The sequence below is a fragment of the Litoreibacter ascidiaceicola genome, from assembly GCF_900129235.1.
In the GTDB taxonomy this organism is placed as follows: Bacteria; Pseudomonadota; Alphaproteobacteria; order Rhodobacterales; family Rhodobacteraceae; genus Litoreibacter; species Litoreibacter ascidiaceicola.
The window spans coordinates 448,403-475,209 of the sequence record NZ_FQUV01000003.1; the positions used below are offsets into that span (position 1 = coordinate 448,403).

29 protein-coding genes and 2 tRNA genes are annotated in these 26,807 nt (G+C 57.8%); 17 read left to right on the forward strand and 14 right to left on the reverse strand.

The genetic code is table 11. The features are described from left to right. The first annotated feature begins 96 nt into the window (after nt 1-96). Nucleotides 97-912, forward strand: a complete 816-nt coding sequence (locus tag BUB72_RS08380) for a lytic transglycosylase domain-containing protein (RefSeq protein WP_083588610.1) — start codon at nt 97-99, stop codon at nt 910-912. 235 nt (nt 913-1,147) lie between these two features. On the opposite strand, the gene BUB72_RS08385 is transcribed toward BUB72_RS08380, so the two are convergent. The 5 genes from BUB72_RS08385 to BUB72_RS08405 form a co-directional block, all read right to left on the reverse strand. Continuing rightward, nucleotides 1,148-1,885, reverse strand: a complete 738-nt coding sequence (locus BUB72_RS08385) for an SDR family NAD(P)-dependent oxidoreductase (protein WP_073142744.1) — start codon at nt 1,883-1,885, stop codon at nt 1,148-1,150. Further along, nucleotides 1,882-3,195 (reverse strand): FAD-binding oxidoreductase, encoded by a 1,314-nt coding sequence (locus tag BUB72_RS08390; RefSeq protein ID WP_073142746.1) that lies wholly within the window; start codon nt 3,193-3,195, stop codon nt 1,882-1,884. Before BUB72_RS08390 ends, BUB72_RS08385 begins: the two co-directional genes overlap by 4 nt. Continuing rightward, nucleotides 3,192-4,199 carry a lysylphosphatidylglycerol synthase transmembrane domain-containing protein gene (locus tag BUB72_RS08395; RefSeq protein WP_073142748.1) on the reverse strand — a complete coding sequence of 336 codons (1,008 nt, stop codon included), beginning with the start codon at nt 4,197-4,199 and terminating at the stop codon, nt 3,192-3,194. The genes BUB72_RS08390 and BUB72_RS08395 overlap by 4 nt, the downstream gene beginning before the upstream one ends. A gap of 77 nt (nt 4,200-4,276) precedes the next feature. Then, a complete protein-coding gene (locus tag BUB72_RS08400) occupies nt 4,277-4,867 on the reverse strand; it encodes an NUDIX hydrolase (RefSeq protein WP_073142750.1) in 591 nt (196 codons plus the stop codon). 54 nt (nt 4,868-4,921) lie between these two features. After that, complete coding sequence (locus BUB72_RS08405; protein ID WP_073142752.1) at nt 4,922-5,317, reverse strand: DUF983 domain-containing protein; 396 nt, start codon at nt 5,315-5,317, stop codon at nt 4,922-4,924. Between the two features lie 191 nt (nt 5,318-5,508). On the opposite strand from BUB72_RS08405, the gene BUB72_RS08410 reads away from it, so the two are divergent. The 4 genes from BUB72_RS08410 to BUB72_RS08425 all read left to right on the forward strand — a co-directional run bounded on the left by BUB72_RS08410 (nt 5,509) and on the right by BUB72_RS08425 (nt 7,526). Further along, nucleotides 5,509-5,988: an EF-hand domain-containing protein gene (locus tag BUB72_RS08410; RefSeq protein WP_073142755.1), complete on the forward strand. Its 480-nt coding sequence runs from the start codon at nt 5,509-5,511 to the stop codon at nt 5,986-5,988. A gap of 61 nt (nt 5,989-6,049) precedes the next feature. Then, on the forward strand, nt 6,050-6,631 hold the full coding sequence (locus tag BUB72_RS08415; protein WP_073142757.1) for an RNA polymerase sigma factor: 582 nt from the start codon (nt 6,050-6,052) through the stop codon (nt 6,629-6,631). Continuing rightward, nucleotides 6,628-7,017 carry a hypothetical protein gene (locus BUB72_RS08420; protein WP_073142758.1) on the forward strand — a complete coding sequence of 130 codons (390 nt, stop codon included), beginning with the start codon at nt 6,628-6,630 and terminating at the stop codon, nt 7,015-7,017. The genes BUB72_RS08415 and BUB72_RS08420 overlap by 4 nt, the downstream gene beginning before the upstream one ends. A gap of 5 nt (nt 7,018-7,022) precedes the next feature. Further along, entirely contained in the window at nt 7,023-7,526 is a 504-nt protein-coding gene (locus tag BUB72_RS08425) for a periplasmic heavy metal sensor (protein ID WP_073142759.1), read from the forward strand. 18 nt (nt 7,527-7,544) lie between these two features. Here BUB72_RS08425 and BUB72_RS18790 read toward each other — a convergent pair whose 3' ends face one another. Continuing rightward, a complete protein-coding gene (locus BUB72_RS18790; RefSeq protein ID WP_175549136.1) occupies nt 7,545-8,309 on the reverse strand; it encodes a diguanylate cyclase in 765 nt (254 codons plus the stop codon). A gap of 513 nt (nt 8,310-8,822) precedes the next feature. Here BUB72_RS18790 and BUB72_RS18795 point away from each other — a divergent pair. Next, entirely contained in the window at nt 8,823-8,975 is a 153-nt protein-coding gene (locus tag BUB72_RS18795; protein WP_217653846.1) for a hypothetical protein, read from the forward strand. A 78-nt stretch (nt 8,976-9,053) separates the two neighbouring features. Then, nucleotides 9,054-9,332, forward strand: coding sequence for a DUF3572 domain-containing protein (locus BUB72_RS08435; protein ID WP_073142761.1), 279 nt, complete (start codon nt 9,054-9,056; stop codon nt 9,330-9,332). 32 nt (nt 9,333-9,364) lie between these two features. Here BUB72_RS08435 and BUB72_RS08440 read toward each other — a convergent pair. Continuing rightward, nucleotides 9,365-9,438, reverse strand: a tRNA-Cys gene (locus tag BUB72_RS08440). Nucleotides 9,439-9,690: 252 nt separating this feature from the next. Between BUB72_RS08440 and BUB72_RS08445 the strand changes: the two genes are divergently transcribed. The 3 genes from BUB72_RS08445 (at nt 9,691) to BUB72_RS08455 (ending at nt 12,830) form a co-directional block, all read left to right on the forward strand. Beyond that, on the forward strand, nt 9,691-10,344 hold the full coding sequence (locus BUB72_RS08445; RefSeq protein ID WP_073142763.1) for a protein-L-isoaspartate O-methyltransferase family protein: 654 nt from the start codon (nt 9,691-9,693) through the stop codon (nt 10,342-10,344). Between the two features lie 72 nt (nt 10,345-10,416). Beyond that, on the forward strand, nt 10,417-11,778 hold the full coding sequence (locus BUB72_RS08450; RefSeq protein WP_083588611.1) for a TolC family outer membrane protein: 1,362 nt from the start codon (nt 10,417-10,419) through the stop codon (nt 11,776-11,778). A gap of 71 nt (nt 11,779-11,849) precedes the next feature. Then, entirely contained in the window at nt 11,850-12,830 is a 981-nt protein-coding gene (locus BUB72_RS08455) for a hypothetical protein (RefSeq protein WP_073142765.1), read from the forward strand. 3 nt (nt 12,831-12,833) lie between these two features. On the opposite strand, the gene BUB72_RS08460 is transcribed toward BUB72_RS08455, so the two are convergent. Together BUB72_RS08460 and BUB72_RS08465 are read right to left on the reverse strand one after the other, a co-directional pair. Beyond that, nucleotides 12,834-14,300, reverse strand: coding sequence for a cobyric acid synthase (locus tag BUB72_RS08460; RefSeq protein ID WP_073142771.1), 1,467 nt, complete (start codon nt 14,298-14,300; stop codon nt 12,834-12,836). Between the two features lie 65 nt (nt 14,301-14,365). Continuing rightward, nucleotides 14,366-14,821, reverse strand: coding sequence for an Lrp/AsnC family transcriptional regulator (locus BUB72_RS08465; protein ID WP_073142772.1), 456 nt, complete (start codon nt 14,819-14,821; stop codon nt 14,366-14,368). A 117-nt stretch (nt 14,822-14,938) separates the two neighbouring features. On the opposite strand from BUB72_RS08465, the gene putA reads away from it, so the two are divergent. Genes putA through BUB72_RS08480 form a run of 3 tightly spaced genes read left to right on the forward strand, consistent with a single transcriptional unit; the run spans nt 14,939 to nt 19,936 of the window. After that, complete coding sequence (gene putA, locus BUB72_RS08470; RefSeq protein WP_073142773.1) at nt 14,939-18,286, forward strand: bifunctional proline dehydrogenase/L-glutamate gamma-semialdehyde dehydrogenase PutA; 3,348 nt, start codon at nt 14,939-14,941, stop codon at nt 18,284-18,286. 31 nt (nt 18,287-18,317) lie between these two features. Continuing rightward, nucleotides 18,318-19,058 (forward strand): rhomboid family intramembrane serine protease, encoded by a 741-nt coding sequence (locus tag BUB72_RS08475; protein ID WP_073142775.1) that lies wholly within the window; start codon nt 18,318-18,320, stop codon nt 19,056-19,058. Continuing rightward, on the forward strand, nt 19,055-19,936 hold the full coding sequence (locus BUB72_RS08480) for a glycosyltransferase family 10 domain-containing protein (protein WP_073142776.1): 882 nt from the start codon (nt 19,055-19,057) through the stop codon (nt 19,934-19,936). Before BUB72_RS08475 ends, BUB72_RS08480 begins: the two co-directional genes overlap by 4 nt. Here the strand turns inward: BUB72_RS08480 and BUB72_RS08485 are convergent. Continuing rightward, nucleotides 19,933-20,586: an FkbM family methyltransferase gene (locus tag BUB72_RS08485; RefSeq protein ID WP_073142777.1), complete on the reverse strand. Its 654-nt coding sequence runs from the start codon at nt 20,584-20,586 to the stop codon at nt 19,933-19,935. The genes BUB72_RS08480 and BUB72_RS08485 overlap by 4 nt on opposite strands. A gap of 90 nt (nt 20,587-20,676) precedes the next feature. On the opposite strand from BUB72_RS08485, the gene BUB72_RS08490 reads away from it, so the two are divergent. Then, complete coding sequence (locus tag BUB72_RS08490; protein WP_073142778.1) at nt 20,677-21,534, forward strand: alpha-1,2-fucosyltransferase; 858 nt, start codon at nt 20,677-20,679, stop codon at nt 21,532-21,534. Nucleotides 21,535-21,538: 4 nt separating this feature from the next. On the opposite strand, the gene efp is transcribed toward BUB72_RS08490, so the two are convergent. Next, nucleotides 21,539-22,102: an elongation factor P gene (gene efp, locus BUB72_RS08495; RefSeq protein ID WP_073142780.1), complete on the reverse strand. Its 564-nt coding sequence runs from the start codon at nt 22,100-22,102 to the stop codon at nt 21,539-21,541. A gap of 216 nt (nt 22,103-22,318) precedes the next feature. Here efp and BUB72_RS08500 point away from each other — a divergent pair, with 216 nt between their 5' ends. Next, nucleotides 22,319-22,633: a DUF6280 family protein gene (locus tag BUB72_RS08500; protein WP_021099617.1), complete on the forward strand. Its 315-nt coding sequence runs from the start codon at nt 22,319-22,321 to the stop codon at nt 22,631-22,633. An 82-nt stretch (nt 22,634-22,715) separates the two neighbouring features. On the opposite strand, the gene BUB72_RS08505 is transcribed toward BUB72_RS08500, so the two are convergent. Both BUB72_RS08505 and BUB72_RS08510 read right to left on the reverse strand, forming a co-directional pair. After that, a tRNA-Leu gene (locus BUB72_RS08505) sits at nt 22,716-22,801 on the reverse strand. 46 nt (nt 22,802-22,847) lie between these two features. After that, nucleotides 22,848-23,345, reverse strand: a complete 498-nt coding sequence (locus BUB72_RS08510) for a tetratricopeptide repeat protein (RefSeq protein ID WP_342742154.1) — start codon at nt 23,343-23,345, stop codon at nt 22,848-22,850. Nucleotides 23,346-23,566: 221 nt separating this feature from the next. Between BUB72_RS08510 and BUB72_RS08515 the strand changes: the two genes are divergently transcribed. Then, nucleotides 23,567-24,610: an AbrB family transcriptional regulator gene (locus BUB72_RS08515; RefSeq protein WP_073142782.1), complete on the forward strand. Its 1,044-nt coding sequence runs from the start codon at nt 23,567-23,569 to the stop codon at nt 24,608-24,610. Further along, nucleotides 24,607-25,035, forward strand: coding sequence for a YqaA family protein (locus BUB72_RS08520; RefSeq protein WP_073142783.1), 429 nt, complete (start codon nt 24,607-24,609; stop codon nt 25,033-25,035). The genes BUB72_RS08515 and BUB72_RS08520 overlap by 4 nt, the downstream gene beginning before the upstream one ends. On the opposite strand, the gene metG is transcribed toward BUB72_RS08520, so the two are convergent. Next, the gene (metG, locus tag BUB72_RS08525) at nt 25,032-26,750 is read right to left on the reverse strand and encodes a methionine--tRNA ligase (RefSeq protein WP_073142784.1); all 1,719 of its coding nucleotides are present in this window, start codon (nt 26,748-26,750) and stop codon (nt 25,032-25,034) included. The genes BUB72_RS08520 and metG overlap by 4 nt on opposite strands. Nucleotides 26,751-26,807 lie beyond the last annotated feature (57 nt).

The following is a 26,807-nucleotide window of genomic DNA, read 5'->3' on the forward strand; positions in this document are numbered from 1 at the left end:
AGGTTCTTGATTGTTTCTTAGTTGAGGTAGAATTGGTGCAGGTTTTCTGGAAGAGTCCTGAAAAAGAATAACACCAACGACAAGTCGGGCAGGCTCATGTCGATTCAGATAAGCGCACTATTCGTCCTGATGTGTATGAGCATCGGGTTCTCTGCCAAGGCGGCAGAGCTCAAACCTGCGTTTGGTGGAAACTTTACCTTTAAGAAGATTGCACCGCCGAAAAGCGGCACCAAGAAACTTATAACGATTCAGATCGAACCCAAGCCTGCGGAGACCAAAACCACAGCGACGGCCAAAGCCGGAACATCTGCGGCGGCCCCGTCGCAACTTGAGTGGTTCTGGCAAGTGGTTTCGCCGTCAATAGACGCGTCTGGTCCGGGCCGGTTCTCGAATGCGGTCGCCAGTCTTGGGAAGGCACCGAAGGGGCAGGCGGTCAAAGCCCCGCGGCTTGAGACCATGCAGTCCATCGCGTCGCAACACGGGACGACAATTCTGCTAGAGACTTTAAACAAGAAGATATCTCCTGCCTTCGTCTTGGCCCTCATCTCGATCGAGTCGGGGGGGCGTGCCACCGCTGAAAGCAACAAGGGCGCGCAAGGTCTGATGCAGTTGATCCCGGACACTGCTGCCCGCTTTGGTGTGACGGATAGCACCGATCCTGTGCAGAACATAAAGGGCGGCGTCGCCTATCTGGAATGGCTGATGAAGGAATTCAACGGTGACCCCATTCTGGCCCTTGCCGGATATAACGCGGGTGAAAATGCAGTGAAGAAGCATGGCGGCGTGCCACCCTATGCTGAGACCCGCAATTATGTGCCCAAAGTGCTGGCCGCATGGAAGGTCGCGAAAGGCATGTGTCTATCGCCGCCAGAACTGGTGTCCGATGGCTGCGTTTTCCGCACGAAAGGCTAGTCCAAGGCCCGCAAACCCCTGATCTTGGATGTCGGCGGCACCTTTTCACTAACTAAGCGAGACCCGCGCCGTCTTGATGACTTTAAAAAGTTGCGGCGGTTGGGCTTGTGGTGAGTGCTTGTTTTCGCGACCGGCCTCAACTTAGCCTACTTAGGCGCGGTCGTCTCTCCATGATCCTGTTCACCCTGACACTGATGTTCTACGCGGCAGGGCTTTTTCAGAACGCGTTTGGTTTCTAAACGCTGAGTTTTTTGAACATGCGTTCAGGAATGGCCGTGATGATCCCCATGATCAGCCGCCAGAACCCCGGAGTATAGATCACGTCTTTGCGCTTTTCGACAGCTTTGAGGATGTCAGCTGCAATCTTGTCCGGAGTGGCGACAAGGAACATCCCCTCGATCCCCCAAGTCATCGCGGTATCCACGAAGCCCGGTTTCACGGTGACGACATGCCCACCCGAGCGGGTCAGGCGGTTGCGTAATCCACTAAGATAAGTGTGAAACCCCGCTTTGGCCGAGCCGTAGACATAGTTGCCGATCCGGCCACGATCGCCCGCAACCGAGCCGACACCCACGACGGTCCCGCCGCCGCGTTCCTCCATTTCTGGCGCGATAAGCTGAAGAAAGGTTGCGGGTCCTGCGTAATTGTCAGTCACGGTGCCGGCTATTAGCGACGGGTCGGCGTCGATTTGATCCTGCGACGGCATCGAGCCAACAAACACCGCGACGTTGATCATGCCCTCCAGTTCGGATGCGCGTTCGATGATTGGCGCGAAAGTGGCTGCATCCCTTGCGTCGAACTGTATGGCCTCGGCAATCGGGGCGCCTTGCAACGCGCAATCGGACGCACTGGCTTCCAAATCGGGAATGTCACGGCCCGCAAGAATGACCTGATCGCCGTTTTTGGAGACAGCGCGCGCAAATGCGCGGGCCATTGAGGACGTGGCCCCGAGGATGATCCATGTTTCGGTCATGCGTGGCTCCGGATGTTGAGGCGGCGGGTTTGATCGGTCTCGTATTGTCCGTCCGGATCAATGCTGCTTACAAGTTTTGCGAATTTGGTGACGTCTGGGTACATTTTCGCCAGATGGGACGGATCTAGCGTAGCGTCTTTGGCCAGATAAACCCGTCCGCCCGCTTTTTCCGTGATTTCTTCCAGCTCGGCGATCAGGGCTTCGGCGCCTGAGCGGTTCGGGAAGTCGATTGCGAGAGTATAGCCTTCCATTGGGAAAGACATAAGCCCCGCGCGGCCCGGCCCCATGCGTTTGAGCACGGCCAAGGGGGAGGCGAGACCGGCAGAGCCGATCTTGTCCAGCATCAACCGCAACACAGCCGCCTCTGACACAGGGACCACGCATTGGAACTGGTGAAAGCCGCGTTTGCCGTAGAGGCGGTTCCACTCAAGAAGTTTGTCGAGTGGGAAGAAGAACTCGGTGATCGGCTTTACGCTGGTCCTGCCGCGTTCCGGCACACGGCGGAAATAGGCTGCATTAAACAAGCGCACCACGGGACTGGCCAAGGCCCAGCTGGGGGCGTTGAACGGGACAGCGCGCGACGGTTTGGCGTCCGGCACCAAACCATATCCGGTCTCGGCTTCTTCCAAAATCCCGCGCCCAAGCGCTTCGCCCTGCGCCGTCGCATCGATCCAGCCGACGGTGTAGGTGGATTGTGAAGCGTCCAAAGCCTCTAGGAAGTGGTCAAGATTTTCGATCCTGCGCTCGGTGACGGTCATGATGTCGCCCTTGCAGGGGAGCAGCTGAAGCTTGGCAGAGACGATAACTCCGGTTTGGCCCATGCCACCAATGGTGGCGCGGAACAGTTTCATACCCTTGGACTGGCTGACCTTTTGCAGCTTGCCATCATTCATCAGGCTGATCTCGACCACATGCTGGCCGAAAGATCCCGCGCCGTGATGGTTCTTCCCGTGCACATCATGGGCGATGCAGCCACCAACCGTGGCAAAGCCGGTTCCGGGCATCACGCTGGGCAGCCAGCCGACAGGCGCAAAGCGGCGCGCGATGTCGCCTATACGTGCACCTGCTTCGACCTTTAGGATTCCGGTTTCGGGATCAAATCCGAGCAGTCGATCCATGCGGGTCATGTCCACGGCATGGCCGCCGTCATTCAGGCAGGAGTCCCCGTAGGACCGGCACATGCCAATTGCGGGTGCAGTGGTCTCTGCTTGCAGTGCTGCAAGTGAGGAGCTGCGTTCGGGGCGTGCGACTTGTGCGGTCGCGCTACGAACCCGACCCCAGCCGGTATAAGTGAGAGTATTCCAGATCATGCTGTTTTCGACTTGTGTGAAAGGGCTTCGGAGAACGGAAAGACGATCGCGCCAAGGGCGATCGCAAACCAGAGCGTGGTGATGCGGATAACGGTCGTTGCGGCAAGGGCGACATGAAGTGGGGCCCCGTTCATCGCCAATAGAACCATCATTGTGGCCTCGGCACCACCCAGTCCACCCGGCGCACCTGTCAGGCCACCTGCCAATGTGGCGAATACAAAGATAAAGGTCGCGGTTGCGATGCTGACTTCGGCCCCCATCCATTGAAGTAGAAGGTAGAGCGCATAGCCTTCCGCCATCCATCCCACGACACTTAGGAAGAGAGCAGGGCCGGTGGTAGGGGCATTACTGAACAACCCCATAGAGCGGGCTGCTTGGCGCAATCTGGCAAACGGGCGCGGCCAGCGACCAATTGCGCCAAAAAGGGCTTCCACCAGTTTGATCAGCAGTTTTGGACGCGTCACCACAATCGCCGAAGCGATGGCGGTAATTGCGACGACGCCCGCGCTGATGTTGCCTTGGCCGGATATAAGTAATGCGACGCCTAGAACCAATCCCATCGCCGCCATGTCAAAAGCGCGATCGGCAAGGGGGAGGGGGGTAACACGTTCTATGCTCCATCCCGTCATGCGCGTGAGCCACCGCAATCGCACAAATTCACCTACACGCGCGGGGGTGATGGTCATCGCAAAGCCGCCAATGAAGTGCAAAAGCGAGTAGCGCAGCGGGAGGCAAATGCCGAGACGGCATGCCAAGATGTGCCAGCGCAGGCCACGCAACAGGTAGTTGATCATCGACAAGGCCAGAAGCACGCCAACCTGCCAAGCTGACAATTTGCGCAGCTCGTCCCATGTCTCCTGCCAACCCGTCGCGCCGATAAGGCCGAACAATCCGAAGATGAACAATGCGATCAGCCCCCAGAACAGCATCCGGTCACGCAGGGCGCGCGGGGCTTTCCCCGATAACGCTGCGGGGTGGGTTGGAATGCTGTCGGCCAAATTCATATCCCCCTTGCGCTAGCGACAAAATAGGGCAGGATTATGAAACTGTTTCTAGATAGAAAACACCAGTGCTGTTCGCACTACTGAATCCTTAAGAAACGGGAGCTGCCAGTGCTGTTGTCGAAGAAGGGAACACTTGCGGGCGGTGCCTTGGTTTTGGCGAGCGCTTCGACTTCGGCCAGCACAACTTCAGTGATGAACGGCAAGTTTAGCGCCCGTGCTTCGGGAAGCGGGACCCAGTGCAGATGGCGCAACTCGTCACTGGCTTTCGAAAAATCGTCAAGATCGGCGTCGGTCATGGAGTTGGCATCGGCGAGAAAAAAACGTGCATCGAAGCGACGCGGTCGGCCCGGCGGTGTGATGGCGCGGAAGAAGTAGTGCAGACCTTCGCATTTGCTCAATGTCAGGCCGGTTTCTTCCCATGTCTCGCGCAAGGCGGCGGCAAGCAAGGCAGGGCCGACATCGCCCAGCCGCGATAGACACATCCCTGATGGTATGCCTGGCAAGACGGCCGTGGCGTCTTCGGGATCGACCGCACCCCCCGGAAATACGAATTTGTTGGGCATGAAGGCAGCGTTTTGGCCGCGTTGACCCATAAGCACCTTTGGCGCGGTATCGGCGTCGCGCAAAAGGACGACGCTGGCCGCGTCTCTGATCGGTGTATCTGTCATGCGGGCACTGTGACCTGAGTGCTGTTCAGCTTCAACTGCAAACGCTCGACTGAGTTAGGCGGTGCGCCCACCGAACCCGTGCATGCGTTTGGCCCATTGCAGCGCGACAATTGCCCCCTTCAATCGGGGCAAAAGGTATAGCGATAGGGCGACGCACCCGATGGTGAAGATGGTCGCCACGACCAACGGGTCAGGCTCGAACTCGAAGAACGTCCACAGCAGCAACGGCGCCATAAGGTGGCCAACGATCAGGATGGTCAGGTAAGCTGGGCCGTCATCTGCGCGATGGTGACTCATATGCTCGTGGCAGACGGCGCATTCATCACGTACCTTCAGGTAGCTGGAAAACAACGGGCCCTGACCGCAAGATGGACAGCGACGACGCCATCCGCGCAAGAGAGCCGGTTTGAGTTCGCGTTCTAGTTCTTCAGCCAAAATATCTCTCGCCATTTAACATTACCTTCTTCGCAGACGGTCACCTTAATAGGGGACGCAGGCAAATGCAGGGTGACAGGATGTCTCGGCTGGAGAAAATTGAATTTTTTTTAACAAGCCGCGACGGAGTGGGCGCCGGTGCTCGTTAAAGGTGCATATCGGCGATCAAGACAGGTCGACGAATGAACCATTAACGGAGTTATAAAATGGCAATATTGGCAGGAAACCTGAAAACGAAACTGGCGCTGGCCGGGCTTGGCCTTGCATTGGCGATGAGCCCTATGATGGCGCAAGCCAAAGGCGGGCACGGACCACGGGTCACCTTTGAAGAACTGGATGCAAACGGTGACGGCAGCGTGACCGAGGCGGAAATGCAGGCACACCGAGCCGCACAGTTCACAACTGCTGACACGGACGGGGATGGCTCCTTGTCGCGTGCGGAGCTTGAGGCACAAATGAAATCCGGCAAGGAAGACCGGATGACGCGTCGCCTGGACAAAATGATGGAGCGCGTGGACGCTGACGGTAACGGGGTCTTGAGCCAAGACGAGCTGGCCAATGTCGGTAGCGAGCGCAAAGGCAAAGGATTCTCGCGGATGGACAAAGATGGGGACGGTGCCATCTCCAAAGCGGAATTTGACGATATGGGCAAAAAACGTCGCGGTGGTCGCAACCACAAGAACTAAGTTACGGGGGGCGACCTTAGGCGGTCGCCCCGCTGCCCTGAATGGGATAGTATTACGCAGGATGGGTATGGCTCTGGATCAATCGGATCAACTCGACGATGACGCGTTGATCGTGCTGTTCGCCAATGGCGATGGTGCGGCAGCGGAGGTCTTGACCCTGCGCCTGTCCCCCCAAGCGCTGAGTTTTGCGAAACGTATGTTGGGTGATTTGGCAGAGGCCGAGGATGTTGTGCAGGAAGCGATGCTGCGGCTTTGGCGCGTCGCCCCGGATTGGCGCCCCGGCGAGGCGAAACCGGCGACTTGGCTTTATCGCGTCGTAAACAACCTGTGCATCGACCGGTTGCGAAAACGCCAACGGATCAATGTGGGTCTGGATGACATGGCCGAGCCGATGGATCCAACACCGTCGGTTGAAGCGCGTTTGATACAAGAAGACAGGATGGCAGCACTGGATGCCGCATTCGCTCAACTGCCAGAGCGGCAAAGACAGGCCGTGATTTTGAGACATATCGAGGGGCAACCAAACCCCGAGATAGCGCAGATAATGGATATTAGCGTGGAAGCCGTCGAAAGTTTGACGGCGCGCGGGAAACGGACGCTGGCAAAATTGCTAGCCTCTCAGAAGGAAGAGTTGTCGTCATGACCGATAGACAGAATATGAACCCGGACGTGGATGCGGAACTGGAAAGTTTTTTCGCGCAAGCGCGTGACGAGGCGCCGGTCCCGTCGTCTGGTTTGTTGGCGCGGGTATCGGAAGACGCGAACGCAACACAGGCGGGGTTTGGTCGGCGTGATCAAATTCTGCGCGAGGCCTCTGTGCCTTGGTGGCGGCAGCTTTTTGACGATATCGGCGGCTTGCCTGCGATGGGCGGACTGGTGGCGTCGGCCTGCACCGGCATCTACTTGGGCTTTGTGAACCCTGATTTTGCAACAAATTGGGGCGCTGCGGATACAGAGGCCATGGTTGAAGCCGAAGGCGTCATGAGCCATGCGCTGCTGGGCGATTTATATTGGATTGAGGAAGGGTGACGGGGATGGACGATATTAAAACACGCACCCCTAAGCGCGTAAAAGTCGCGTTAGCGATTTCGCTTGCGATCAACGTATTGGTTGCGGGGGCAATTGCCGGTGCAGTTCTGCACGGGGGGGATCGCGACCGGAGCAGTTTTGACAAACGCGGTGGTGATACCGCCGCGATCGGAATTTACGGCCGTGCGCTGGAGAAACCGGATCGGCGTGCAATTGGTCAGCGGTTGCGTGACGGACGCGCGGCGCGCGGCCAGGAAATCCGCGCCGAGTTGGGTGAAATGGTGCGCGAGGCGTCCGGCTTGCTGAAGCAGATGCCGTTTGATGAGGGCGCTTTTTCTGACGTGCTGCTGCGCCAACAGGGCCTGATCAAAGGGCGCTCGGATTCCATGCAAGACGCATTGGTGGAGCAAATCGCCGCCATGTCGCCAGAGCAGCGGGCTGAGTACGCCGAGCGGCTGGAAGAGCTTTTGGAGCGCGGAGGGCGTCGGGGCAAACCAGATCGCGAATAAAGCTGCCTCGTGATCAGCTTAAGCGGCGGCAGCCATCGCGACCACATTCCGCCCGCGCGCCTTGGCTTGATATAGAGCCCGATCCGCTTGATCCAGCATCTCCGGAATTGGCATCTTCCCGTCCTGCAGCGACAGGCCAATGCTCACAGTCACACGCAACGGGGTTGCATGATTTTTAACCGTGATGTCCAGCGCACCCACTGCTTTGCGCAACCGGTTTGCGGTGGTTGTGGCGCGAGCGAGGTCGGTGTGCGGCAAGGCTACCAGGAATTCCTCGCCCCCCGTCCGGCAGATCAAATCCCCGTCCCGCAAGTTCTTGCGTAACGTGTCGGCCAATTTCGTCAGGACGGCATCCCCGATGGCGTGCCCATATCGGTCGTTGACGTTTTTGAAGTGGTCCACATCGAAAGCGAGGATCGCGAAGTGCTTTCCGGTGGCAAGACAGTCCCGCTGCATTTCGACCAACCGGTTGGCTGCGTAGCGGCGGTTGTATAAACCGGTCAACGGGTCGGTAATGGCCTGCAAAAGGCTTTCGCGAACGCGGTGTTTTTTGCTGCGAATGACGTGATGGATTTTCCCCTGATTGCGAAGACGCGCGACCAAATCCGAGGTCTGAACGTTTAGCGGAACGACGTCATGTGCCCCCAGATCAAAGGCGCGGGCAATTTGAAAGTGTGCAAGGTCTTCCGCGATCAGAACCACCCGCAAATCTTGCGTGCGTGCGCGGGAGCGCAGTTGCGATGTAATGGACAAGGCCCGCTCCGCGTCGCTGCGTCCGGCCACCAGCAAGACCGCGTCAGGCTCACTCGGGGCCGAATCCGGTTGGGTGAGGACCGTGAGCGGGATTGTTTTTATGCTTTGTGTACGAGGGCTCCCTTGAAAGGCCTCTTCAAGGCATCCGAGCAATCGATTGGCCTGAAGCGAAAGTGTGTTGGAGCTCACATGCGCGATTGCAATGTTTATGGGGGGCAAAGCCTTTGCGGTTTTCGTTTCATGCTGCACGTTGTGGTGACCACGTGGCAGGCCTAACTCCCGATCTAGCGCATGGCTTCTCATCAGGTTTCTGATGCGTGCCAGCAAGACATCTTCTGAGAATGGGCGATTAAGGACGTCATCGGCACCTGCACTTAGGCATTGGTTCAACACGTCACAGTCAGAGGTTGAGTTGGGTCGATCTCGCATGAAAATGAAGGTGGTGGCTGACCCGCAACTGCCCCGAAGGCCGCGAACCCATTCCAATATGCAATCCGCAGAGTGGTTGACGAGAGCGGTAGATGCCAAGACGGCCTCGAATACATGTGTGCTGGCAAGTTTTCGGGCCTGCTGGACGCTGTCCGCAAGGCTGACATCGTAATGGGCCAGCGCGAGCTTGGCCTTCAGAACCATCCGGTTTGTCGGGACGGGGTCAATGATGAGTATGCGGCCAGCCATATGTGGTTCTTCTCCTGAAAACGGGAATCGGCCCTTGATCGCGCCCAGTGTGTTCTGCCAAGAGTTAAGAAATATTTACCATGTTGGAGTGCACCCATGACCCCTCAGAAAGCTGAAGAACTGGCGCTATCGGCACTGGGCTGGATCGCGGCATCAGACGACCTGATAGGGGTGTTCTTGGGGGCCACCGGATCGACTCTTGATACCGTGCGCGCGCAGGCTTCTGATCCGGCATTTCTGGGGTCGGTTCTGGATTTTTTGCTTATGGACGACGCTTGGGTCGCTGGCTTTTGCGATGCAAATTCGCTCGACTACCGCCAACCCATGATCGCGCGCCAGATGCTTCCGGGTGGGGACGCGCCAAACTGGACCTAAGGGTCTGGAACGGCGTTTCATGCTGGAAAATCTGGAGGCGAGTAGGAGAATCGAACTCCTGTACACGGATTTGCAATCCGCTGCGTAACCACTCCGCCAACTCGCCTCGATGGTGTTCCGGTTCTCTAGACCAAGCTTATGGGGCGTGCAATAGGCTACACAAAAGTCCGTTATCCTTTTGCGCCAATACAATATGCAAACGCAAAGAGTCGCAGCAAGGGGTGCAAAAACTGTCGATTTCTTGTAGAATTGTAGTCAAATTTCGCAAACGATCTTCTGCTTGGTTTACTTCGGCGTTGCCGCATCCGCCGATCTGTGTCAAACCAGCTTTAACTGAAACTAGACTAATGAGTTTAGTATGCTCGACAATACCAAAAGCCGGACGATGATGGTCGACACGCAAGTGCGCCCCTCTGACGTCACAAAGTTTCCCATTATTGACGCTATGTTGCGGGTGCGCCGAGAGGCGTTTGTCCCTGAAAGCAAACGCAATGTGGCCTATGCAGGCGGGGACATTGATCTTGGCGGCGGACGTGTCCTTCTGGACCCACGTACCTTTGCGAAGATGCTGGATGCGCTGAATATCCAACCCGACGATGTTGTGCTAGATATAGGGTGCGGACTTGGGTACTCGTCTGCCATTCTGGCGCATATGGCGGATGCGGTCGTGGCGGTTGAAGAAATCGAGGATTTGGCCCGTGACGCTGAAATGGCGCTTGCTGAGGAAGGCGTGGACAACGCTGTGGTGCTTACGAATGCGCTGGCTAATGGAGCTGCTAAACATGGCCCCTATGATGTCATTTGCATCGAGGGTGCCGTGTCAGACGTGCCTGCCGAAGTGCTGGAGCAATTGAAAGAAGGGGGCCGTATCCTTGCGATATTCGCGGTTGGCGTCCTTGGCGAAGCGCGATTGGGCCGCAAGGTCAACGGCAAGGTGAGCTGGAGCCTCGCGTTCAACGCGACAGCGCCGATCCTGTCCGGCTTTGAGTCCGAGGCTGTCTTCGCGCTTTAGTCGTCGCTTTTGTGGCACAAGATCACAGCCCACGAGCCTTGTTAGAAGGCTTTGGTATAGAGGTAAGTTCGCATGAAATACCGTTTTCTGAATAGTGCGCTCGTCGGTGTCGTGATGAGTTTTGCTCCGGTTCAGCTGTCGGCTGAAACGCTCGCGGGCGCTTTGACGGCGGCCTACGACAATTCCAACCTTCTGGAGCAAAGCCGCGCGCTATTGCGTGCCGAAGATGAAGATGTTGCCATTGCCTTGTCTGCGCTGCTTCCCAGCATCAATGCGCGATCAACCATCACGCTAAGCGATCCATCCCTTGCGCGCGACAACCTGTCGTCGACTGTTGCGCTGACCTTGGAGTTGTTGTTGTGGGATGCCGGACGAACCCAGCTGGCTGTCGAGTCTGCCAAGGAAACCGTCTTGGCGGTGCGTGCAGAACTGGTTCAGCAGGAGCAAGCGGTGCTTTTGGACGCGGTGAATGCCTATGTTCAAGTGCTGCGGGATCAACGTGTTGCGCAATTGCGTGACAGCAATCTTCGCCTGATCACGCAAGAGCTGCGTGCCGCGCGTGACCGGTTTGAAGTCGGGGAAGTGACCCGCACGGATGTGGCCCAAGCCGAAGCGCGACTAGCCCAAGCGCGTGGCTCGTTGGTCGAGGCACAGGGGAACTTGCAAATTACCCGCGAGCTTTACAAAGTTGCAGTTGGCCGCGCTCCGGTCGGCTTGAAAGGCATTTCGCGTTTGCCGAAACTGCCAGCATCTGCAAATGCGGCGAAGGCGACGGCCAAACGGGTCAGCCCGCTGATTGAGCAAGTGCAGCATCAGATCAAGGCCAATGAGCTGAATTACGCGGCTGCGAAAGCGGGTACACGGCCACGGATCACGTTCAATAGCGCTCTGTCGCACTCCTCGGTTACCAACAATTCGTCCAGCATTGGCTTGGAAATGAACGTCCCGATCTATCAGGGCGGGCAGCTTTCCGCACTGGTACGCAAATCACTGGCGGCGGTCCACGGGTCCAAGGCGGCGCTGAACCAAACCGCAATTGTGCTGGAACAAAATGTTGCGAATGCGTGGTCGCGCCTCGCGGTCGCCAACGCTCAAGTGACATCTTCGGATCGTCAGATAAGAGCCGCTCAAATTGCTTTTGACGGTGTGCGTGAAGAGGCCAAGCTGGGGGCGCGTACGACACTCGACGTCTTGGATGCGGAGCAGGTGTTGTCTGACGCACGCACAACACGGGTTGTCTCGGAAACGCAAGTATATTCAGCGGCTTACGGGCTTTTGGCTGCCATGGGTTTGCTCACCGCCGACAATCTGAAGCTAAAAGTTCAGCGTTATGATCCGTCAGAGTATTACAACGCAGTTAAGAACGCTCCGGTGCCCAGCTCGAAGGCGGGCAAGAAGCTGGATCGTATTCTGAACCGTTATCAAAAGAACTGAAGAGTCTAACGATCGGTTGTCAGGCCGACACGCGGCAGGTATCTTGCATCAAAAGTGTAGAGGCTGAGTATATGTCTGATCCGGTGACCAACGTAGACGTGGAGGATGTTCTGTCATCCATCAGAAGGCTCGTGTCAGACACAAAAGGTGATGATCACCAAGAAACTAAAGCACCCGAAGCTTCGAGCGATATTCTGGCCGAGACGGCAGAAGAACAGCCGAAGGCACCGGACGCTTTGATTCTGACCTCAGCCCTGCGCGTGAAAACCACCGATCAGGATTCGGTGCCGGAGTTCAGCCACGCGACCATGCCAAACTTCCGTCACACTCTGTCCGAAGATGCACCTGTTGAAATCGAGGATGACGCTTCTGCTGCATCTACGGATCAAGGCAAATGGACTTTGGCCGATGATGATTACTACGAGGACGACATGCAGCCGGAAACTGCTCCGGTCATAGATTTTATCCGTCACGGTAAGGGTACTGAATCGGAACCCGCGACTGGCGAGCTGTCCGATGCGGAGGAGGCTTGGGAGCCGGAATTTGTAGATAGCACGTCTGAGGGTGAGAACGCAGAGCAAACCGATCCGGTGGAAGACTGGGTCGATGATGAGCCTGAAGCGGTTGAAATGCCTGCCGATGAAGACGACGAGGCCGAAGCGCAAGCGGATGAAACCTCAGAGATTACTGAAGCAGACGACGAAACGGTCGACCACAATGACGGCGGGCAAGACGAGAACGCGGATGGCTTGCACACTGTTGAAGATGCAGTAGACGCTGAGAAAACTGTATTCGCTGACGAGATCGAATTTGTTTCCGCAGCCTCTGCTTCGGTTGTTGATGGCAACATGGACAACGAAGAGGCCGAAAAAGACGCGGACCTAGCGGATTTCGACGAGAGTGTGATCGACGAAGATGCTCTGCGCGACCTCGTGGCGGATATCGTGCGTCAGGAACTGACCGGAGAACTGGGCGAGCGGATCACACGCAATGTCCGCAAACTGGTGCGCCGCGAAATTCATCGTGCCCTGATGACCCGCGAGTTCGAATAAAGCCTATTTGGCTGCGACCTCTTCCGCCAGTTCGAACAGTTTTTCTATATCCAAATGGGCTGCCAGATGGTCGGCAAGTGCATCCAATGCAGCCTCGACGGATGCGCCATAATCTGTGACCTGAGAAGCGCCGCCTAGTTTTTCCAGATAGCTGCGCCGGAACGCATCTGAGGTAAACAATCCGTGAATATAACATCCTTGGACCTTGCCGTCTCGGGAGGACGCGCCAGCCGATGCTCCGTCGATCTGAAGCCATGGCCGGTCGGTGTCGGCGCCAATTGTCGACCCTATATGGATCTCATATCCAGTGACCACTGCACCAGAGGCCAAGTGAACACCCTGCACGTCAGCAAGTCTTTTCAGCGGGGCCATGGTGGTTTCGACGTCCAGCAACCCCAAACCCGGAACAGACCCTTTTGCACCCTCGATGCCGTCCGGATCGGACACCGTGTGCCCCAGCATTTGATACCCGCCGCAAATGCCCAGCACATGCCCACCCCGTCGCACATGGGCAAGGATGTCGATGTCCCATCCCTGCGCGCGAAGATAGGCCAGATCGCCCATGGTCGACTTTGATCCGGGAATGAGCACCAAATCCGCATCGGCGGGGAGGGGACGTCCGGGCTCGATGATTTCGACCGACACACCGGGTTCCATAGCCAAGGGGTCGAGGTCGTCGAAGTTCGCGATACGAGACAGCTTGGGAACTGCAATCTTCAACACATCTCCCGCGCGCGCCGTGGAGGTGATGTCCATCACATCCTCCGCCGGAAGTCGCCACGCGTCTGAAAACCACGGTAACACCCCAAGAGGTGCCCAGTCGGTGCGGTCCGTGATCTCACTCATACCTTCATCAAACAGGGTAACGTCGCCCCGGAATTTGTTGATCATGAAGGCTTTAATCCGGCGCTGGTCACTTTCGGGCAATACGCAATGCGTCCCGACGATCTGCGCGATGACGCCACCACGGTCGATGTCACCGACCAGGATTACGGGAACATCGGCTGCCTCGGCGAAGCCCATATTCGCAATGTCGCCTTTGCGCAGGTTGATTTCGGCAGGGCTGCCGGCCCCTTCGATGATGATCAAGTCGGCGCTTTCTGCAAGGCGATGAAAACTCTCTAGGGTCTTCGTCAATAGTTCGGGTTTGGCTTTTGCGTAGTCGCGCGCTTTCAACGTGGCGAACCGCTTTCCGTGAACGATCACCTGCGCCCCGACATCGCTTTCCGGCTTCAGGAGTACGGGGTTCATATCCGTGTGCGGCGCAACCCCGCAAGCCAAGGCCTGCAACGCCTGCGCGCGCCCGATTTCGCCGCCATCCGACGTCACGGCCGCGTTGTTCGACATGTTCTGGGGTTTGAAAGGCCGTACCGTGAGACCGCGCTTTGTGAACAGGCGACAAAGCCCCGCGACAACCATCGACTTGCCGACGTTGGAGCCTGCGCCTTGTATCATGATTGCCTTGGTCACTTGGTCTCTCCGATCAGCCGTCTGACCGAGGTGCCGCGAAAGGGCGGAGAAGTAAAGAGCGCGCCTTAGATCGCCTCCTCCTTCACGGCCTCCATGACCACATGGGTGGAGGTATGGGCGACATGGGGCAACGCGCTCACGCGCTCGCCCAAAATGCGGCGATAGGTCTGCATGTCCGATGTGCGGACCTTCAATAAATAGTCAAACTTCCCCGCGATCATGTGGCATTGCTCGATTTCGGGCACTAATAAGACCGCTTCGTTAAACGATTTCAACGCCTTCTCGCGGGTGTCGTCCAATTTGACCTCGACAAAAGCGATATGCGCCAGCCCGAGTTTGATCGGATTAAGCTGGGCGGTGTAGCCTCTGATATATCCGGCTTTCTCCAGTCGCCGAAGCCGCGTTTGGGTTGGAGATTTGGACAGGTTTATCCGCTCGGCCAAGTCTGTGACTGTAATCCGGCCATTGGCGGATACGGCTTTCAGAATGGCGGTGTCGTAGGTGTCTAACTCGTCAGTCATTTTGCCTGTTTTTTCTCGAAACTACGGGACAGAATCTATTCTAAATCTGTAGGACGGGGTTCATTTTGGCAATAGGGCGCGTAAGCTTGCTAAATAGCCTGCTGGGAGGACACCGCAATGCCCCGTGAAACTGCCGTTGATCTACGCCGCGAAATGCGTGCGCATATGCTTCCAGACGAACGCGACGTATTGGACCAACTGGTTCTCACGGCGAACCTGTCGAAGGCTGACCGCGACCGGATCGCGGCTTCGGGCTCGCAGCTTGTCGAAAAAATCCGCAGCTCCGCCAAGCCGGGCTTGATGGAGGTTTTCCTCGCCGAGTACGGGCTATCCACCGATGAAGGCGTCGCGCTAATGTGCCTTGCCGAAGCGTTGTTGCGCGTCCCTGATGCGGACACCATGGACGCCCTGATCGAAGACAAGATCGCGCCGTCTGATTGGGGGCGTCACTTGGGCCATTCCGCCTCGCCTTTGGTCAATGCCTCGACATGGGCGTTGATGCTCACAGGCAAGGTGCTTGAAGAGGACACACGCGGCATCGCAGGGCAGGTGCGCGGAATGGTCAAGCGTTTGGGCGAGCCGGTGATCCGCACTGCTGTGGCGCGCGTAATGAAGGAAATGGGCCGGCAGTTTGTGCTGGGGGAAACCATCTCCAAGGCGATGACCCGCGCTGAAACGCGTCAGGACGAGGGCTATACCTATTCTTACGACATGCTGGGAGAAGCCGCGCGCACCGACGCAGATGCGATGGGGTATTTCGATGCTTATCACAATGCGATCGAGGCTATCACCAAAGCCGCGACCCATGGCGACATCCGTTCCAACCCCGGCATTTCGGTGAAGCTTTCCGCGCTTTATCCGCGGTACGAAGCGCCACAAAAGGACGGGGTGATGCAAGTTCTGCTACCACGTCTGTCCCAGCTTTGCCGATTGGCGGCCAAGGGCGGTGTTGGCCTCAACATCGACGCGGAGGAGGCAGATCGCCTTGATCTGTCGCTTGACGTGATCGAGGCGGCACTGTCCGATGAGGCCCTGCAAGGGTGGGACGGTTTCGGCGTTGTGGTGCAAGCCTACGGTCCACGCGCGAGCTTTGTGATCGATTGGCTCTATGCGTTGGCGACCCGTCTTGATCGACGCATCATGGTGCGCCTCGTCAAGGGTGCGTATTGGGATACGGAGATCAAGCGCGCGCAGGTCATGGGCCTCAACGGTTTCCCCGTTTTCACCCACAAGCAGGCGACCGATGTGTCTTACATCGCCAACGCACGCAAGCTGCTGAGTTTGACGGATCGCATTTATCCTCAATTCGCCACACATAACGCGCACACCGTCGCTGCTATCCTTGATATGGCGGGCGACAAAGACACGTTCGAATTCCAGCGCCTCCACGGGATGGGCGAGCGTTTGCACGACATTGTCCTGCGTCGCGAAAAGACCCGCTGCCGGATTTACGCCCCAGTGGGCGCACACCGTGATTTGCTGGCTTATCTGGTGCGCAGGTTGTTGGAAAACGGTGCGAACAGTTCGTTCGTGAACCAGATTGTTGACGAAGATGTTCCGGCCTCTGAAGTGGCCTCTGATCCGTTCGAGGAAATTCAAGGGCTGACATTCCCGGCTGTAACCTTGCCCTGCGATATCTTTCCGGGCCGGAGGAACTCGCAAGGTTGGGACTGGACCGATCCACGCGACATGGATGAAATCAACACCGCCCGCAACAATTTCCGCGAGGGCCAGAGCAAGGCCGCGCCATTGATCGTGTCGACTAAAGCAGGCACAGACCAACGCAACATTCACGCCCCCGCAGCGCCGGAAGATCATGTCGGCACCGTGCACCTCGCCTCCGCCGAGGACGCGGTCGCAGCGGTGAAAGCCGCGCTCCCATGGAGCGCGCCCGCACCCGATCGCGCCGCAGTGCTACTGAAAGCCGCCGACCTGTATGAGGCCAATATAGGTCAAATCTTCGCACTGCTGGCCCGCGAGGCTGGAAAGACAATGCCCGATTGCATCGGTGAGGTGCGCGAAGCCGTCGATTTCTTGCGGTATTATGCTGGCGAGGCTGGCAAGCTGACAGGCGAGGCACGCGGCCGGTTTGTATGCATCTCGCCGTGGAACTTCCCGTTGGCTATCTTTACTGGCCAAATCGCCGCCGCCTTGGCCGCTGGCAACGCTGTGCTGGCCAAGCCCGCCGAGCAAACTCCGCTCATTGCCCATTTGGCGACATCGCTCCTTCACGAGGCGGGGGTCCCACAAGAGGTGCTTCAATTGCTACCGGGCGGGGGTGACGTCGGGGCGGAACTGACCGCGCAACAACTGGTGGATGGCGTTTGCTTCACCGGATCGACCGCGACTGCGATGCGCATTCACCAGAGCCTTGCGCAACATGGCAATGCCGCCGCTCCGCTGGTCGCGGAAACTGGCGGCCTGAATGCCATGATCGTCGACAGCACCGCGCTACCGGAACAAGTCACGCGCGACATCGTTGCGTCGGCTTTCCAGTCTGCGGGGCAGCGCTGTTCAGCACTGCGCTGCGTCTATGTGCAAGAGGATGTGGCCGAGGGTCTGATCGAGATGGTGCGCGGGGCAATGGACGCGCTGCAGGTTGGCGACCCATGGGACGTCAGCACCGATGTCGGCCCCATCATTGACGCTGCTGCCCGCGAGAAGATTGCCGGATATATCGAGGCTGCGCGCGCGGAGGGCCGGGTGCTTCACGAGGGACAGGCCCCGTCCAACGGCACTTTCATCGCCCCGACGATGCTGCGGGTGGACGGCATCGCGCAGATGAAAGAGGAGATTTTCGGCCCTGTTCTTCATGTGGCGACGTTTAAGGCGCATCAACTTGATGATGTAATCGACCAGATCAATGCCACAGGCTACGGGCTCACGTTCGGCCTTCACTCACGGATTGATGACCGTGTGCAATCTGTGGTCGACCGTGTTCACGCGGGCAATGTCTACGTCAACCGCAACCAGATTGGCGCGGTCGTGGGCTCCCAGCCATTCGGTGGCGAAGGGTTGTCCGGAACAGGCCCCAAGGCCGGAGGCCCGCTTTACCTGACGAAATTCACCCGAAGCAACGGCGCACCAGCATTGCCAGACACCCTAGATATGCCAGGGCCAACCGGAGAGACCAACCGCCTGTCCATGGCACCACGGGCCCCGTTCCTATGTTTGGGGCCGGATCATGCGGCACAACTCAAGGCGGTCGCACAAGCTGGTGGAATGGGCTTGCACGGGGACGTCAAAAATGTCGCCTCCGCTGGCGATATTGCAGGTGTCTTGTGGTGGGGAGATGCCGAGACAGCGCGCGATTTAAGGCAGGTATTGGCAAGCCGCGACGGTCCGATTTTGCAGCTGATCACAGAGGTGCCGCGCCCATGCGACACGCTGGCTGAACGGCATGTTTGCATCGACACCACCGCCTCGGGCGGCAATGCGGCATTGTTGGCCGAGGTGGGCGCTTGACCCTCCTCGTTCAATCCGTCAGCGTCGCGTCATGTTTCCAATCCGTGACCACAACCCGTCGGAACGCACGCCATATGTGACCTATGCGCTGATCGCGCTAAACGTCGTGATCTTTGCCAGCTATTGGCCGTTGTTTAACGATGAACCCGTCTTGGGCGCATTCTTCCAGACGTGGGGTATGCAGCCGTTTGAAGTGAGTTCAGGCGCAAAAACGCATACTTTGCTGACCTCCATGTTCCTGCATGGCGGATTGATGCATCTTGCTGGTAACATGCTGTTTCTTTGGATTTTTGGCGACAATCTGGAAGACCAAATGGGGCATGTCGGATTTGCCTTGTTCTACCTTACGGCTGGTATTGGCGCAGATGTCGGGCAGTTGTTAGCGGACCCAAGTAGTCAGGTTCCGGTGGTCGGAGCGTCGGGTGCGATTGCAGGGGTGATGGGTGGTTATTTGCTGCTGTTTCCACGGGCTCGGGTCGATATCATTTTGATATTTGTGATCTTCTTCAAAATCTTTCCGGTGCCGGCATGGGTCATGCTTGGGGTTTGGTTTGCCTTGCAGCTTTTCAATGGCGTGGTGAACTTGGGTGGTAACGGAGTGGGCGTCGCCTACTGGGCGCATGCAGGGGGCTTCCTGATCGGCTTGTTGCTGTGCCTGCCGCTATGGCTCAAGCGGGGCGGGGCGGCCTACTGGCAGGCCACAGAAGGCCATCCGCCGCATCCGGAGGCGAAATACAAGTCGACCCTTCCACTTGTGACGCGACGCAAATGACCGACGCTGTATCAGCCGTTGCGGTGGTGCCCTATGGCTGCTGGCCAACCTGGGGCATTGCGAAAATGTCCTTGGATGAACTGGTCTGGCCGCTTGGTCGCCCTGATCGCCTGTCCCAAGGCACGGTCTCTGATCTGGGACCGAATGATCACCTGATCACCTTCCCGCGCAAGCCAATGTTCTATCTGCCATGGCCGGGTGTCAGGGCAAAGGTATCGGTGATGATCGTGGAGCCCGATGTCGTTCACGGCCACCACCTAAAGAATGCAAAGCGGTTGCGCTGGCGGTTCCACCGCATTCTGACCAAGAACAGGGATCTGCTGGCGGCCGCGCCAAACGCTTTGCATTACGTGTTCGGCTTTACCTTCATCGACGGTATTGACAGAATCGTGGTCGACAAAACCCAAATGACGTCCCTGATTGCATCCGCAAAACGCGATCTGGAAGGGCACAAGCTGCGACATCAAATCGTGGATCACGTCCGCGAGGCCGGTCTTGCGGTCGATGTGATGGGGCGAGGCTACAAGCCGTTTGAGCGCAAACAAGATGGCTTGGCGCCATATCGGTATTCGGTGGTCATCGAAAATATTCGCGAGCGGGATTACTTTACCGAGAAGATGGTCGACGCCGCATTGTGCGAAACAGTTCCGATCTATTGGGGATGCCCGAATATCGAAACCTTCTTCAACCCCGCAGGCATGTTGATATGCAAGTCCGAGGCAGAGATACGCGACGCCCTAAAGCGCGTCAGTGCGGAAGACTACGCGGCGCGTAGGGCAGCCATAATGGAAAATGCGGCACGCGCAAAATTTTACGCCGACTATCTTCGGCGCGCGGCACTCACCGTGCAAAGTGGAAAGCCGTGCACCTACGATTAGGTGCGGTGCCATTCTTCCCAGACAAACGGATAACACCATTTCTCCGAGTGCGTTTTTGCCAAGTCAGCACGCACAGCGTCGCGCAACGCCCCGTCGCTTTCGCGAAACTGGTGAAATTGAACCTGAACGATCCCGAACCTGCCCAGATCGCCGGACGCAGCAAGCGCAGGCAGCAGATCGTATTCTCCGCCTTCGATGTTGATCTTCATCAGGTCAATCGCTGGCGGCTCAAATTCTTTCATGAACTCGGCCACTGGGCGCACTTCGCCGGACACAGACCCCGCAACATCATTCACCGCAGAGGACGCGTCCCCGTCATCGGACAGGTGTAGCTGACCCGCCTCACTGCCTAAGGCAAAGGCGTGAACCACAATCTTGGGGTTTTCTGCAAACCGCTTTTCAAGCGCGGCTGCAAAGGTTGGATGCGGCTCGAACACATGGATGGTCGATCCGTACCGGTCATAGATATCCTGCGCCCAGTTCCCCTCGAACCCACCCACGTCGAACACAACACTGTCGGCATTCAGGCCCGCGAACAGGTAACGCTTGGCTTCCATCTTGTCGCGTTTCCATTGACGGTAGGCGTCATAGAAAATCTTACGCCAAGGATCGCGACGCAGGCGAAGCCAGTGCTTGAGGGAAATTCGCATTTCAGGTCCGTTCGCATTTGGGCTATTGGGTCGCATAGCTATGACAAACGCGGTCGGGCAGGGCAAGCCTTGCAGCAGTAAGGGCGGGATATGATCTACAGCAGAATTTTTGGTGGCTTGGGTAACCAGTTGTTCCAATACGCCGCCGCGCGGGCTGTTTCGCTGCGACTGGGGACTGAGCTTGTACTTGACGCCCGCCTCGCCCCACCCGGCTCACATTGGGCCTTTGCGCTCGACCATTTCAACATCAACGCCCGCATTGCAGAGCCGTCCGAGCTTCCGCCAACCAAAGACAAACCTGTCAAATATGCCCTATGGCGCGCGTTCGGGCGCAATCCGAAATTCATGCGCGAGAAGGGGCTGGGCTATCAGGATCGCATCGCCGACGCGCCCGACGGCACCTATCTGCACGGGTACTTCCAGTCCGAACGCTACTTTGCAGACGTGATGGACAGGCTTGGTGACGAGTTGCGGATCATCACGCCACCAGACACCCAGAATGCCGAATTCGCCGAGCGCATCGCCAACGCAGGCCACACAGTTTCGCTGCACATGCGTCGCGGGGATTACCTCGGTACGCCGAAGTCTAACGCGACCTATGCCACGTGCGACGAGGCTTATTATCTGCGGGCATTAGAGCGGCTGTCAGAAGGGCAACGCGACCTGAAGGTGTTCGTCTTCTCCGACGATCCCGTTTGGGTGCGTGACAACCTGAAATTGCCTTATGACATGACGGCCGTGGGCCATAATGGCCCCGACAAGCACTATGAGGACTTGCGGCTCATGTCGTGTTGCTCAGATCATGTGATCGCCAACTCCACTTTTTCGTGGTGGGGTGGTTGGCTCGATCGCAGGCCGGACGCACGTGTGGTCGGGCCTGCGCATTGGTTCAACGATCCCAAGCTGGCCAATCCGGATATTCTTCCGGATCGGTGGATCGCCGTCTAAGCGCTTAGGCGCGCTCGGAATATTCCATCGACTCGGTGTCGACGATGATATCTTCGTCAACGCCAACAAACGGTGGCACCATGATGCGCACGCCGTTGTCCAGAACAGCTGGCTTAAAGCTTTTGGAGGCGGTCTGACCTTTGATCACCGGCTCGGTTTCGACGACCTTGCAGGTGACTTTCTGAGGAAGGGACGCGTTCAAGGCTTCGGCTTCGTGGAATTCGACCACGGCAATCATACCATCTTGCAAGAAGGGGCGGCGGTCGCCCAGAAGGTCAGCCGGCAGCTCGATCTGCTCATAGGTTTCGGTGTCCATAAAGGTCAGCATGCCGTCGGTTTCATACAGAAACTGCTGGTCTTTTTGTTCCAGCCTGACGCGCTCTACCTTGTCGGCGCTACGAAAACGCTCGTTCAATTTTGAGCCGTTGCGCAGGTTTTTCATCTCCACTTGAGCGAAAGCGCCGCCTTTACCCGGCTTTACATGGTCCACTTTCACAGCGACCCAGAGGCCGCCGTTATGCTCCAATACATTGCCACCTCGGATTTCGTTTCCGTTAATCTTGGGCATTGTGTCATTTCCTTGGCAAAAGGTTGATAGATTTCGGAACAATTCTATATCTGGGGAGTTATGGGGTGGCAAGGAGACTAAATACGGACGGGTGTGACGCTAAGTCATGCGTCAAGCGCATAGGTGGTATTCCAGAAATGCAATGACGAATCGGATAGTTTCTGTCACAACCGTCTTCACGCCCGAAGATACAAGAGCAAAAACAAAGGAAACGAAATGGCTGCTGATTTCGTTGATGGCAACGCTTTCAACTTTGAACAAGGACAACGTGCGCGGAAACTCTTCGCTGCGGTGGTCCTCGCTGCACTCGATGACGCGATTGCGGATGACAAGAAATATGGAAATGGTCCCGAGCAGATCGCCCGCTGGGCGCGCTCTCGCGATGGCCGCGAAGTGCTGAGCTGCGCTGGCATCGACCCCAACGAACGTGTTGTGTCCGGTTTGATGGCCTTTGTTGGAAATGGCGTTCGGACTTCCGTCGCCCTGTCTCGCGAAGAAAGCGAACGCCGGAGCCAAGCCGAAGCTGCATAAGGCTGGCCCGAAGCAAGATATTGAAACGCGTCCCGTCGGGGCGCGTTTTTTTCGTGTTTGCGTTAAGAACCAGAGGAACAATTGGTACCCGCGGCCGGACTTGAACCGGCACGACCGTTAGGTCCAGGGATTTTAAGTCCCATGTGTCTACCATTCCACCACGCGGGCACGAGGGGTCGCGAGACCATAGCGAGGTGCCGCAGGGGCTTAAAGATCAAAGGTCGGTTTCGATGTCGTTTTCTTTGTTGTGAGGCAGGGGAATGATGCGATTGCGTTCCGGCAACCACGGGTTGAGCAGGAGCGCTTTTCGCAACGCAATCTGCCCGCGCCGCACTTGCCCCAGCTGCATCAATGCCAGCGCCCGCCCCACGATTGCGCCGATGTGATCGGGCGTCAGTTCAACGGCGCGATCCAGGTCCACCAACGCGGCATTGTAGTCCTCGCGTATGAAATTCACGAATGCCCGTTGATTATACCCTTCGGCGTAATCGGGGCAGTAGGCGATCAGCTTGTCAAAGTCTTCAATCGCACCGGCGAAGTCATAGGAGGCCCGTCGCGTCATCCCGCGGTCCAGAATTTCCTGCGCGGTGTCGTTAGGGGCGGTTGCCCAGATACCCCAAAGCTCGTTGGTATAGTCCCTCGCGATCATCTCGTTCGAGGCTGTGGCAACCAAATCCATCAATTCGGTATGACGGGTGCTGCGCTCAGGCATCGGTGGGCAATCAGCCAGAGACGCGAACGGGAAGAGGAGCGGAAGAAGATAAATAAGACGCATGTCTGAATGGTGCCGCAGAAACACTCTACGTCAAGCCTTCCGCTGGTAAGTTTATTGTTAACACCGTGCATTTGCGCTCCGTTTCCCCCACAGGCATTGCACGAAATGGGTGCATTCAATCTCTCCACATCCGCACCGAGGGGTGATAGCCATTGCCTATGCTGACGCCGCCAACCTTGCCTGCCCTCGGGCTTTCGCTCGTCTCCCTAGCGGTCGGGGCCGCTGGCGCTGCGCTGGGATATCTGGTTCACCTGCCGCTTTATATGCTGACGGGTCCGGCGGTCCTGGTTTCGGTTTTGTCGCTGCTCGGAATGCGGCTTGGGATCGCGCCGCTGCTGCGCGACATCGCGTTCCTGTTTATCGGCATTGGCATCGGCGCGGGCGTAAACGCGGAGGCTGCCGCCGCGATGTTGCGTTGGCCTTTGGCGTTTGTTGCCTTGGCCGTCATGCTGGTTATCGCCATGATCTTGTGTCGTGTATTGCTGGTGAAGGGGTTTGGTTTTGACCGCCTCAGCGCCGTTCTGGCATCTGCGCCGGGTCATCTAAGCTTTGTCATCGCATTGGGCGAAACCTACGGCGTTAACCTGACCCGTGTCACTGTCGCACAATCCGTGCGGGTGCTGCTGTTGACCCTGACCGTTCCGGCGTTGGCGGCGCTTATGGGGTTGGATATGTCCCAAGGCATGGCGCCGAGCGGTGATATTCTGGGCGCGGGCTACATTGCCGTATTGGTCGTGTTGTCGCTGTTCACCGGTTGGGTGCTGGAGCGCCTGCGCGTGCCCGCACCGCTTCTGATCGGTGCGATGCTGGTGTCTTCGATCGGGCATCTGTCGGACCTTTCGCCCGGTGTGCTGGAACCGAAAATCACCTTGGCGTGCCTCGTGCTGATGGGAACGCTCATCGGGTCTCGCTTCAGCGGGACCAGCCCGATGACGCTGTTCCGCTATGCGGGCGGTGGTGTGGCGATTACTGCTCTGACCACAGTGCTGGCCATCGGGTTCGCGGTACCGGTGTCGATGTTTCTGGACATGCCCTTGCCCCACGTCCTTGTCGCGTTTGCACCGGGCGGGTTGGAGACGATGATCGTGATGGGGGCCGTTCTCGGGGCCAATCCGGGCTTTGTGGCGGCTTGCCATGTGGGCCGCTTGGTGGTCCTGAGCATCCTTATTCCGGTTATGGCGTCACGGGCGCGGGGCAGTTGATCGCGTATTTCGGGCTGTTCGCGTCGGCGTTGATTGCGGCGACGATCCTGCCGATGCAGTCGGAGGCCGTTCTGGTCGGGTTGCTGGCAACGGGTGACTACCCCGTTACCGGCCTTTTGGCGGTCGCCACGGCGGGCAACGTGTTAGGGGCGGTGATCAACTGGGCTCTGGGGCGCTTTTTGCTAATGTTCCAAGACCGGCGGTGGTTTCCGGTGTCGCAAGACCAGCTTGCCCGTGCGGAAGCGTGGTATCACCGTTATGGCCGCTGGTCGCTGTTGGGAAGCTGGTTGCCGATTGTCGGCGATCCGCTGACCGTGGTCGCAGGTGTCCTGCGTGAGCCGATCGGTCCGTTTCTAGTGCTGGTCACCGTCGCTAAGTTCGGGCGTTATCTTGTGCTGGCGATGGCGACGCTCGCGTGGGTTTAGTCGCGCACGCCTGAGAATTTCTCTGCCCATTCTTCGCGTTGGTCGTCGGTGATCTTGGCAAACAGGACTTCCGGCACAGTAAATTCATGCCCTACAGGCAACGCAGCAAGTGCAGCTTCCACGTCATCCGGCCAACTCATATCCAGCGTGTTCATGCCAGACAGCATTTGCGCCGAAGCCGTTGGTATAAACGGCGCAGACAGCACCGCGTAGACGCGGATCAGGTTCAATGCCAAGCGGATTTGCGCGGCGGCTTGGTCGGGGTTTTCCTTGAAGGTCGTCCATGGAGCGACCTCTTGCAGGTATTCGTTGCCCGCCACCCAGATCGAGCGCAACTCTGCCGCAGATTTGCGCACATCCATCGCGGCCATGTGGCCCTCATAGGCGCGGATTTTGGTGGTGAGGTCGGCGATCAACATCTGTTCGCGTTCGCCATATGCGCCACCTTCGGGCACGGCGGGGCTAAACTTGGAGTTGCAAAACTTGGTGACGCGGGACACGAAATTGCCCAGCACGTCGGCGAGGTCTTTGTTAACCGACGCTTGGAAGTTCTCCCATGTGAATTCGGAATCTGACGTCTCCGGTGCATGGGACAGCAACCACCAGCGCCAGTAATCGGCGGGTAGAATGTCCAACGCCTGATCCATGAACACGCCGCGGCCCTTCGAGGTCGAGAACTGGCCGCCGTCATAGTTCAGGTAGTTGAACGATTTGATGTAATCGACCAGCTTCCAAGGCTCGCCCGAGCCCATGATGGTGGCAGGGAAGCTCAGCGTGTGGAATGGCACGTTGTCCTTGCCCATGAACTGCACATAGCGCACGTCATCTGCGCCCTTGTCGGTGCGCCACCAGCTTTCCCATGCGCTGTCGTCTAGGCCACGCGCATCAGCCCATTCCTTGGTCGCGGCGATGTACTCGATCGGGGCGTCGAACCAGACGTAGAAGACCTTGCCCTCCATGCCGGGCCAGTCGTTCTCGCCGTCCTTGACCGGCACGCCCCATTCCAGATCACGGGTGATCCCGCGGTCCCGCAGCCCGTCGCCGTCATGCAGCCATTTCTTGGCGATGGACGTGGTCAGCACAGGCCAGTCGGTTTTGGAACTGATCCACGCGTCCAGCTGATCCTTCAGCTTGGATTGGCGCAGATACAGATGCTTGGTCTCGCGTATTTCCAGATCGGTCGAGCCCGAGATGGCAGACCGGGGCTCGATCAGATCGGTCGGGTCCAGCTGCTTGGTGCAGTTTTCGCACTGGTCGCCACGCGCGCTGTCATAGCCGCAATTGGGGCAGGTGCCCTCGATATAGCGGTCTGGAAGAAAGCGGCCATCGGCGTTGGAATAGACCTGCTTTTCAGACACTTCCTCGATATAGCCTTCGGCCTTCAGGCGTCCGGCGAAGTGCTGGGTCAGCTTTCGGTTCTGGGGGCTGGAGGAACGGCCAAAGTGGTCAAACGACAACCCGAACCGCTTGGCGATGTCGGCTTGGACATCATACATCTCGGCGCAGAACTCCGCGACCGGCTTGCCCGCTTTTGCGGCGGCCAGCTCGGCCGGAGTGCCGTGCTCGTCGGTTGCGCAAATGAACATGACCTCGGCCCCGCGTGCGCGATTGTAGCGGGCGAAGAGATCCGCAGGCAGTTGCGAGCCCACAAGGTTCCCGAGATGCTTGATCCCGTTGATATACGGAATGGCAGAGGTGATGAGGATACGGTTCATTTGGTCGTCCTTGGCAGGTGTCGGGTTGGTTTAGCCTAAGCCTGCGTGTCCTGCCAG

Coding starts and splice junctions, on each gene's coding strand:
- BUB72_RS08380 (WP_083588610.1), top strand. CDS start 97: ATGTCGATTCAGATAAGCGCACTATTCGTCCTGATGTGTATGAGCATC.
- BUB72_RS08385 (WP_073142744.1), bottom strand. CDS start 1,885: ATGACCGAAACATGGATCATCCTCGGGGCCACGTCCTCAATGGCCCGC.
- BUB72_RS08390 (WP_073142746.1), bottom strand. CDS start 3,195: ATGATCTGGAATACTCTCACTTATACCGGCTGGGGTCGGGTTCGTAGC.
- BUB72_RS08395 (WP_073142748.1), bottom strand. CDS start 4,199: ATGAATTTGGCCGACAGCATTCCAACCCACCCCGCAGCGTTATCGGGG.
- BUB72_RS08400 (WP_073142750.1), bottom strand. CDS start 4,867: ATGACAGATACACCGATCAGAGACGCGGCCAGCGTCGTCCTTTTGCGC.
- BUB72_RS08405 (WP_073142752.1), bottom strand. CDS start 5,317: ATGGCGAGAGATATTTTGGCTGAAGAACTAGAACGCGAACTCAAACCG.
- BUB72_RS08410 (WP_073142755.1), top strand. CDS start 5,509: ATGGCAATATTGGCAGGAAACCTGAAAACGAAACTGGCGCTGGCCGGG.
- BUB72_RS08415 (WP_073142757.1), top strand. CDS start 6,050: ATGGGTATGGCTCTGGATCAATCGGATCAACTCGACGATGACGCGTTG.
- BUB72_RS08420 (WP_073142758.1), top strand. CDS start 6,628: ATGACCGATAGACAGAATATGAACCCGGACGTGGATGCGGAACTGGAA.
- BUB72_RS08425 (WP_073142759.1), top strand. CDS start 7,023: ATGGACGATATTAAAACACGCACCCCTAAGCGCGTAAAAGTCGCGTTA.
- BUB72_RS18795 (WP_217653846.1), top strand. CDS start 8,823: ATGTGTGCTGGCAAGTTTTCGGGCCTGCTGGACGCTGTCCGCAAGGCT.
- BUB72_RS08435 (WP_073142761.1), top strand. CDS start 9,054: ATGACCCCTCAGAAAGCTGAAGAACTGGCGCTATCGGCACTGGGCTGG.
- BUB72_RS08445 (WP_073142763.1), top strand. CDS start 9,691: ATGCTCGACAATACCAAAAGCCGGACGATGATGGTCGACACGCAAGTG.
- BUB72_RS08450 (WP_083588611.1), top strand. CDS start 10,417: ATGAAATACCGTTTTCTGAATAGTGCGCTCGTCGGTGTCGTGATGAGT.
- BUB72_RS08455 (WP_073142765.1), top strand. CDS start 11,850: ATGTCTGATCCGGTGACCAACGTAGACGTGGAGGATGTTCTGTCATCC.
- BUB72_RS08465 (WP_073142772.1), bottom strand. CDS start 14,821: ATGACTGACGAGTTAGACACCTACGACACCGCCATTCTGAAAGCCGTA.
- putA (WP_073142773.1), top strand. CDS start 14,939: ATGCCCCGTGAAACTGCCGTTGATCTACGCCGCGAAATGCGTGCGCAT.
- BUB72_RS08475 (WP_073142775.1), top strand. CDS start 18,318: ATGTTTCCAATCCGTGACCACAACCCGTCGGAACGCACGCCATATGTG.
- BUB72_RS08480 (WP_073142776.1), top strand. CDS start 19,055: ATGACCGACGCTGTATCAGCCGTTGCGGTGGTGCCCTATGGCTGCTGG.
- BUB72_RS08485 (WP_073142777.1), bottom strand. CDS start 20,586: ATGCGAATTTCCCTCAAGCACTGGCTTCGCCTGCGTCGCGATCCTTGG.
- BUB72_RS08490 (WP_073142778.1), top strand. CDS start 20,677: ATGATCTACAGCAGAATTTTTGGTGGCTTGGGTAACCAGTTGTTCCAA.
- efp (WP_073142780.1), bottom strand. CDS start 22,102: ATGCCCAAGATTAACGGAAACGAAATCCGAGGTGGCAATGTATTGGAG.
- BUB72_RS08500 (WP_021099617.1), top strand. CDS start 22,319: ATGGCTGCTGATTTCGTTGATGGCAACGCTTTCAACTTTGAACAAGGA.
- BUB72_RS08510 (WP_342742154.1), bottom strand. CDS start 23,345: ATGCCTGAGCGCAGCACCCGTCATACCGAATTGATGGATTTGGTTGCC.
- BUB72_RS08515 (WP_073142782.1), top strand. CDS start 23,567: ATGCTGACGCCGCCAACCTTGCCTGCCCTCGGGCTTTCGCTCGTCTCC.
- metG (WP_073142784.1), bottom strand. CDS start 26,750: ATGAACCGTATCCTCATCACCTCTGCCATTCCGTATATCAACGGGATC.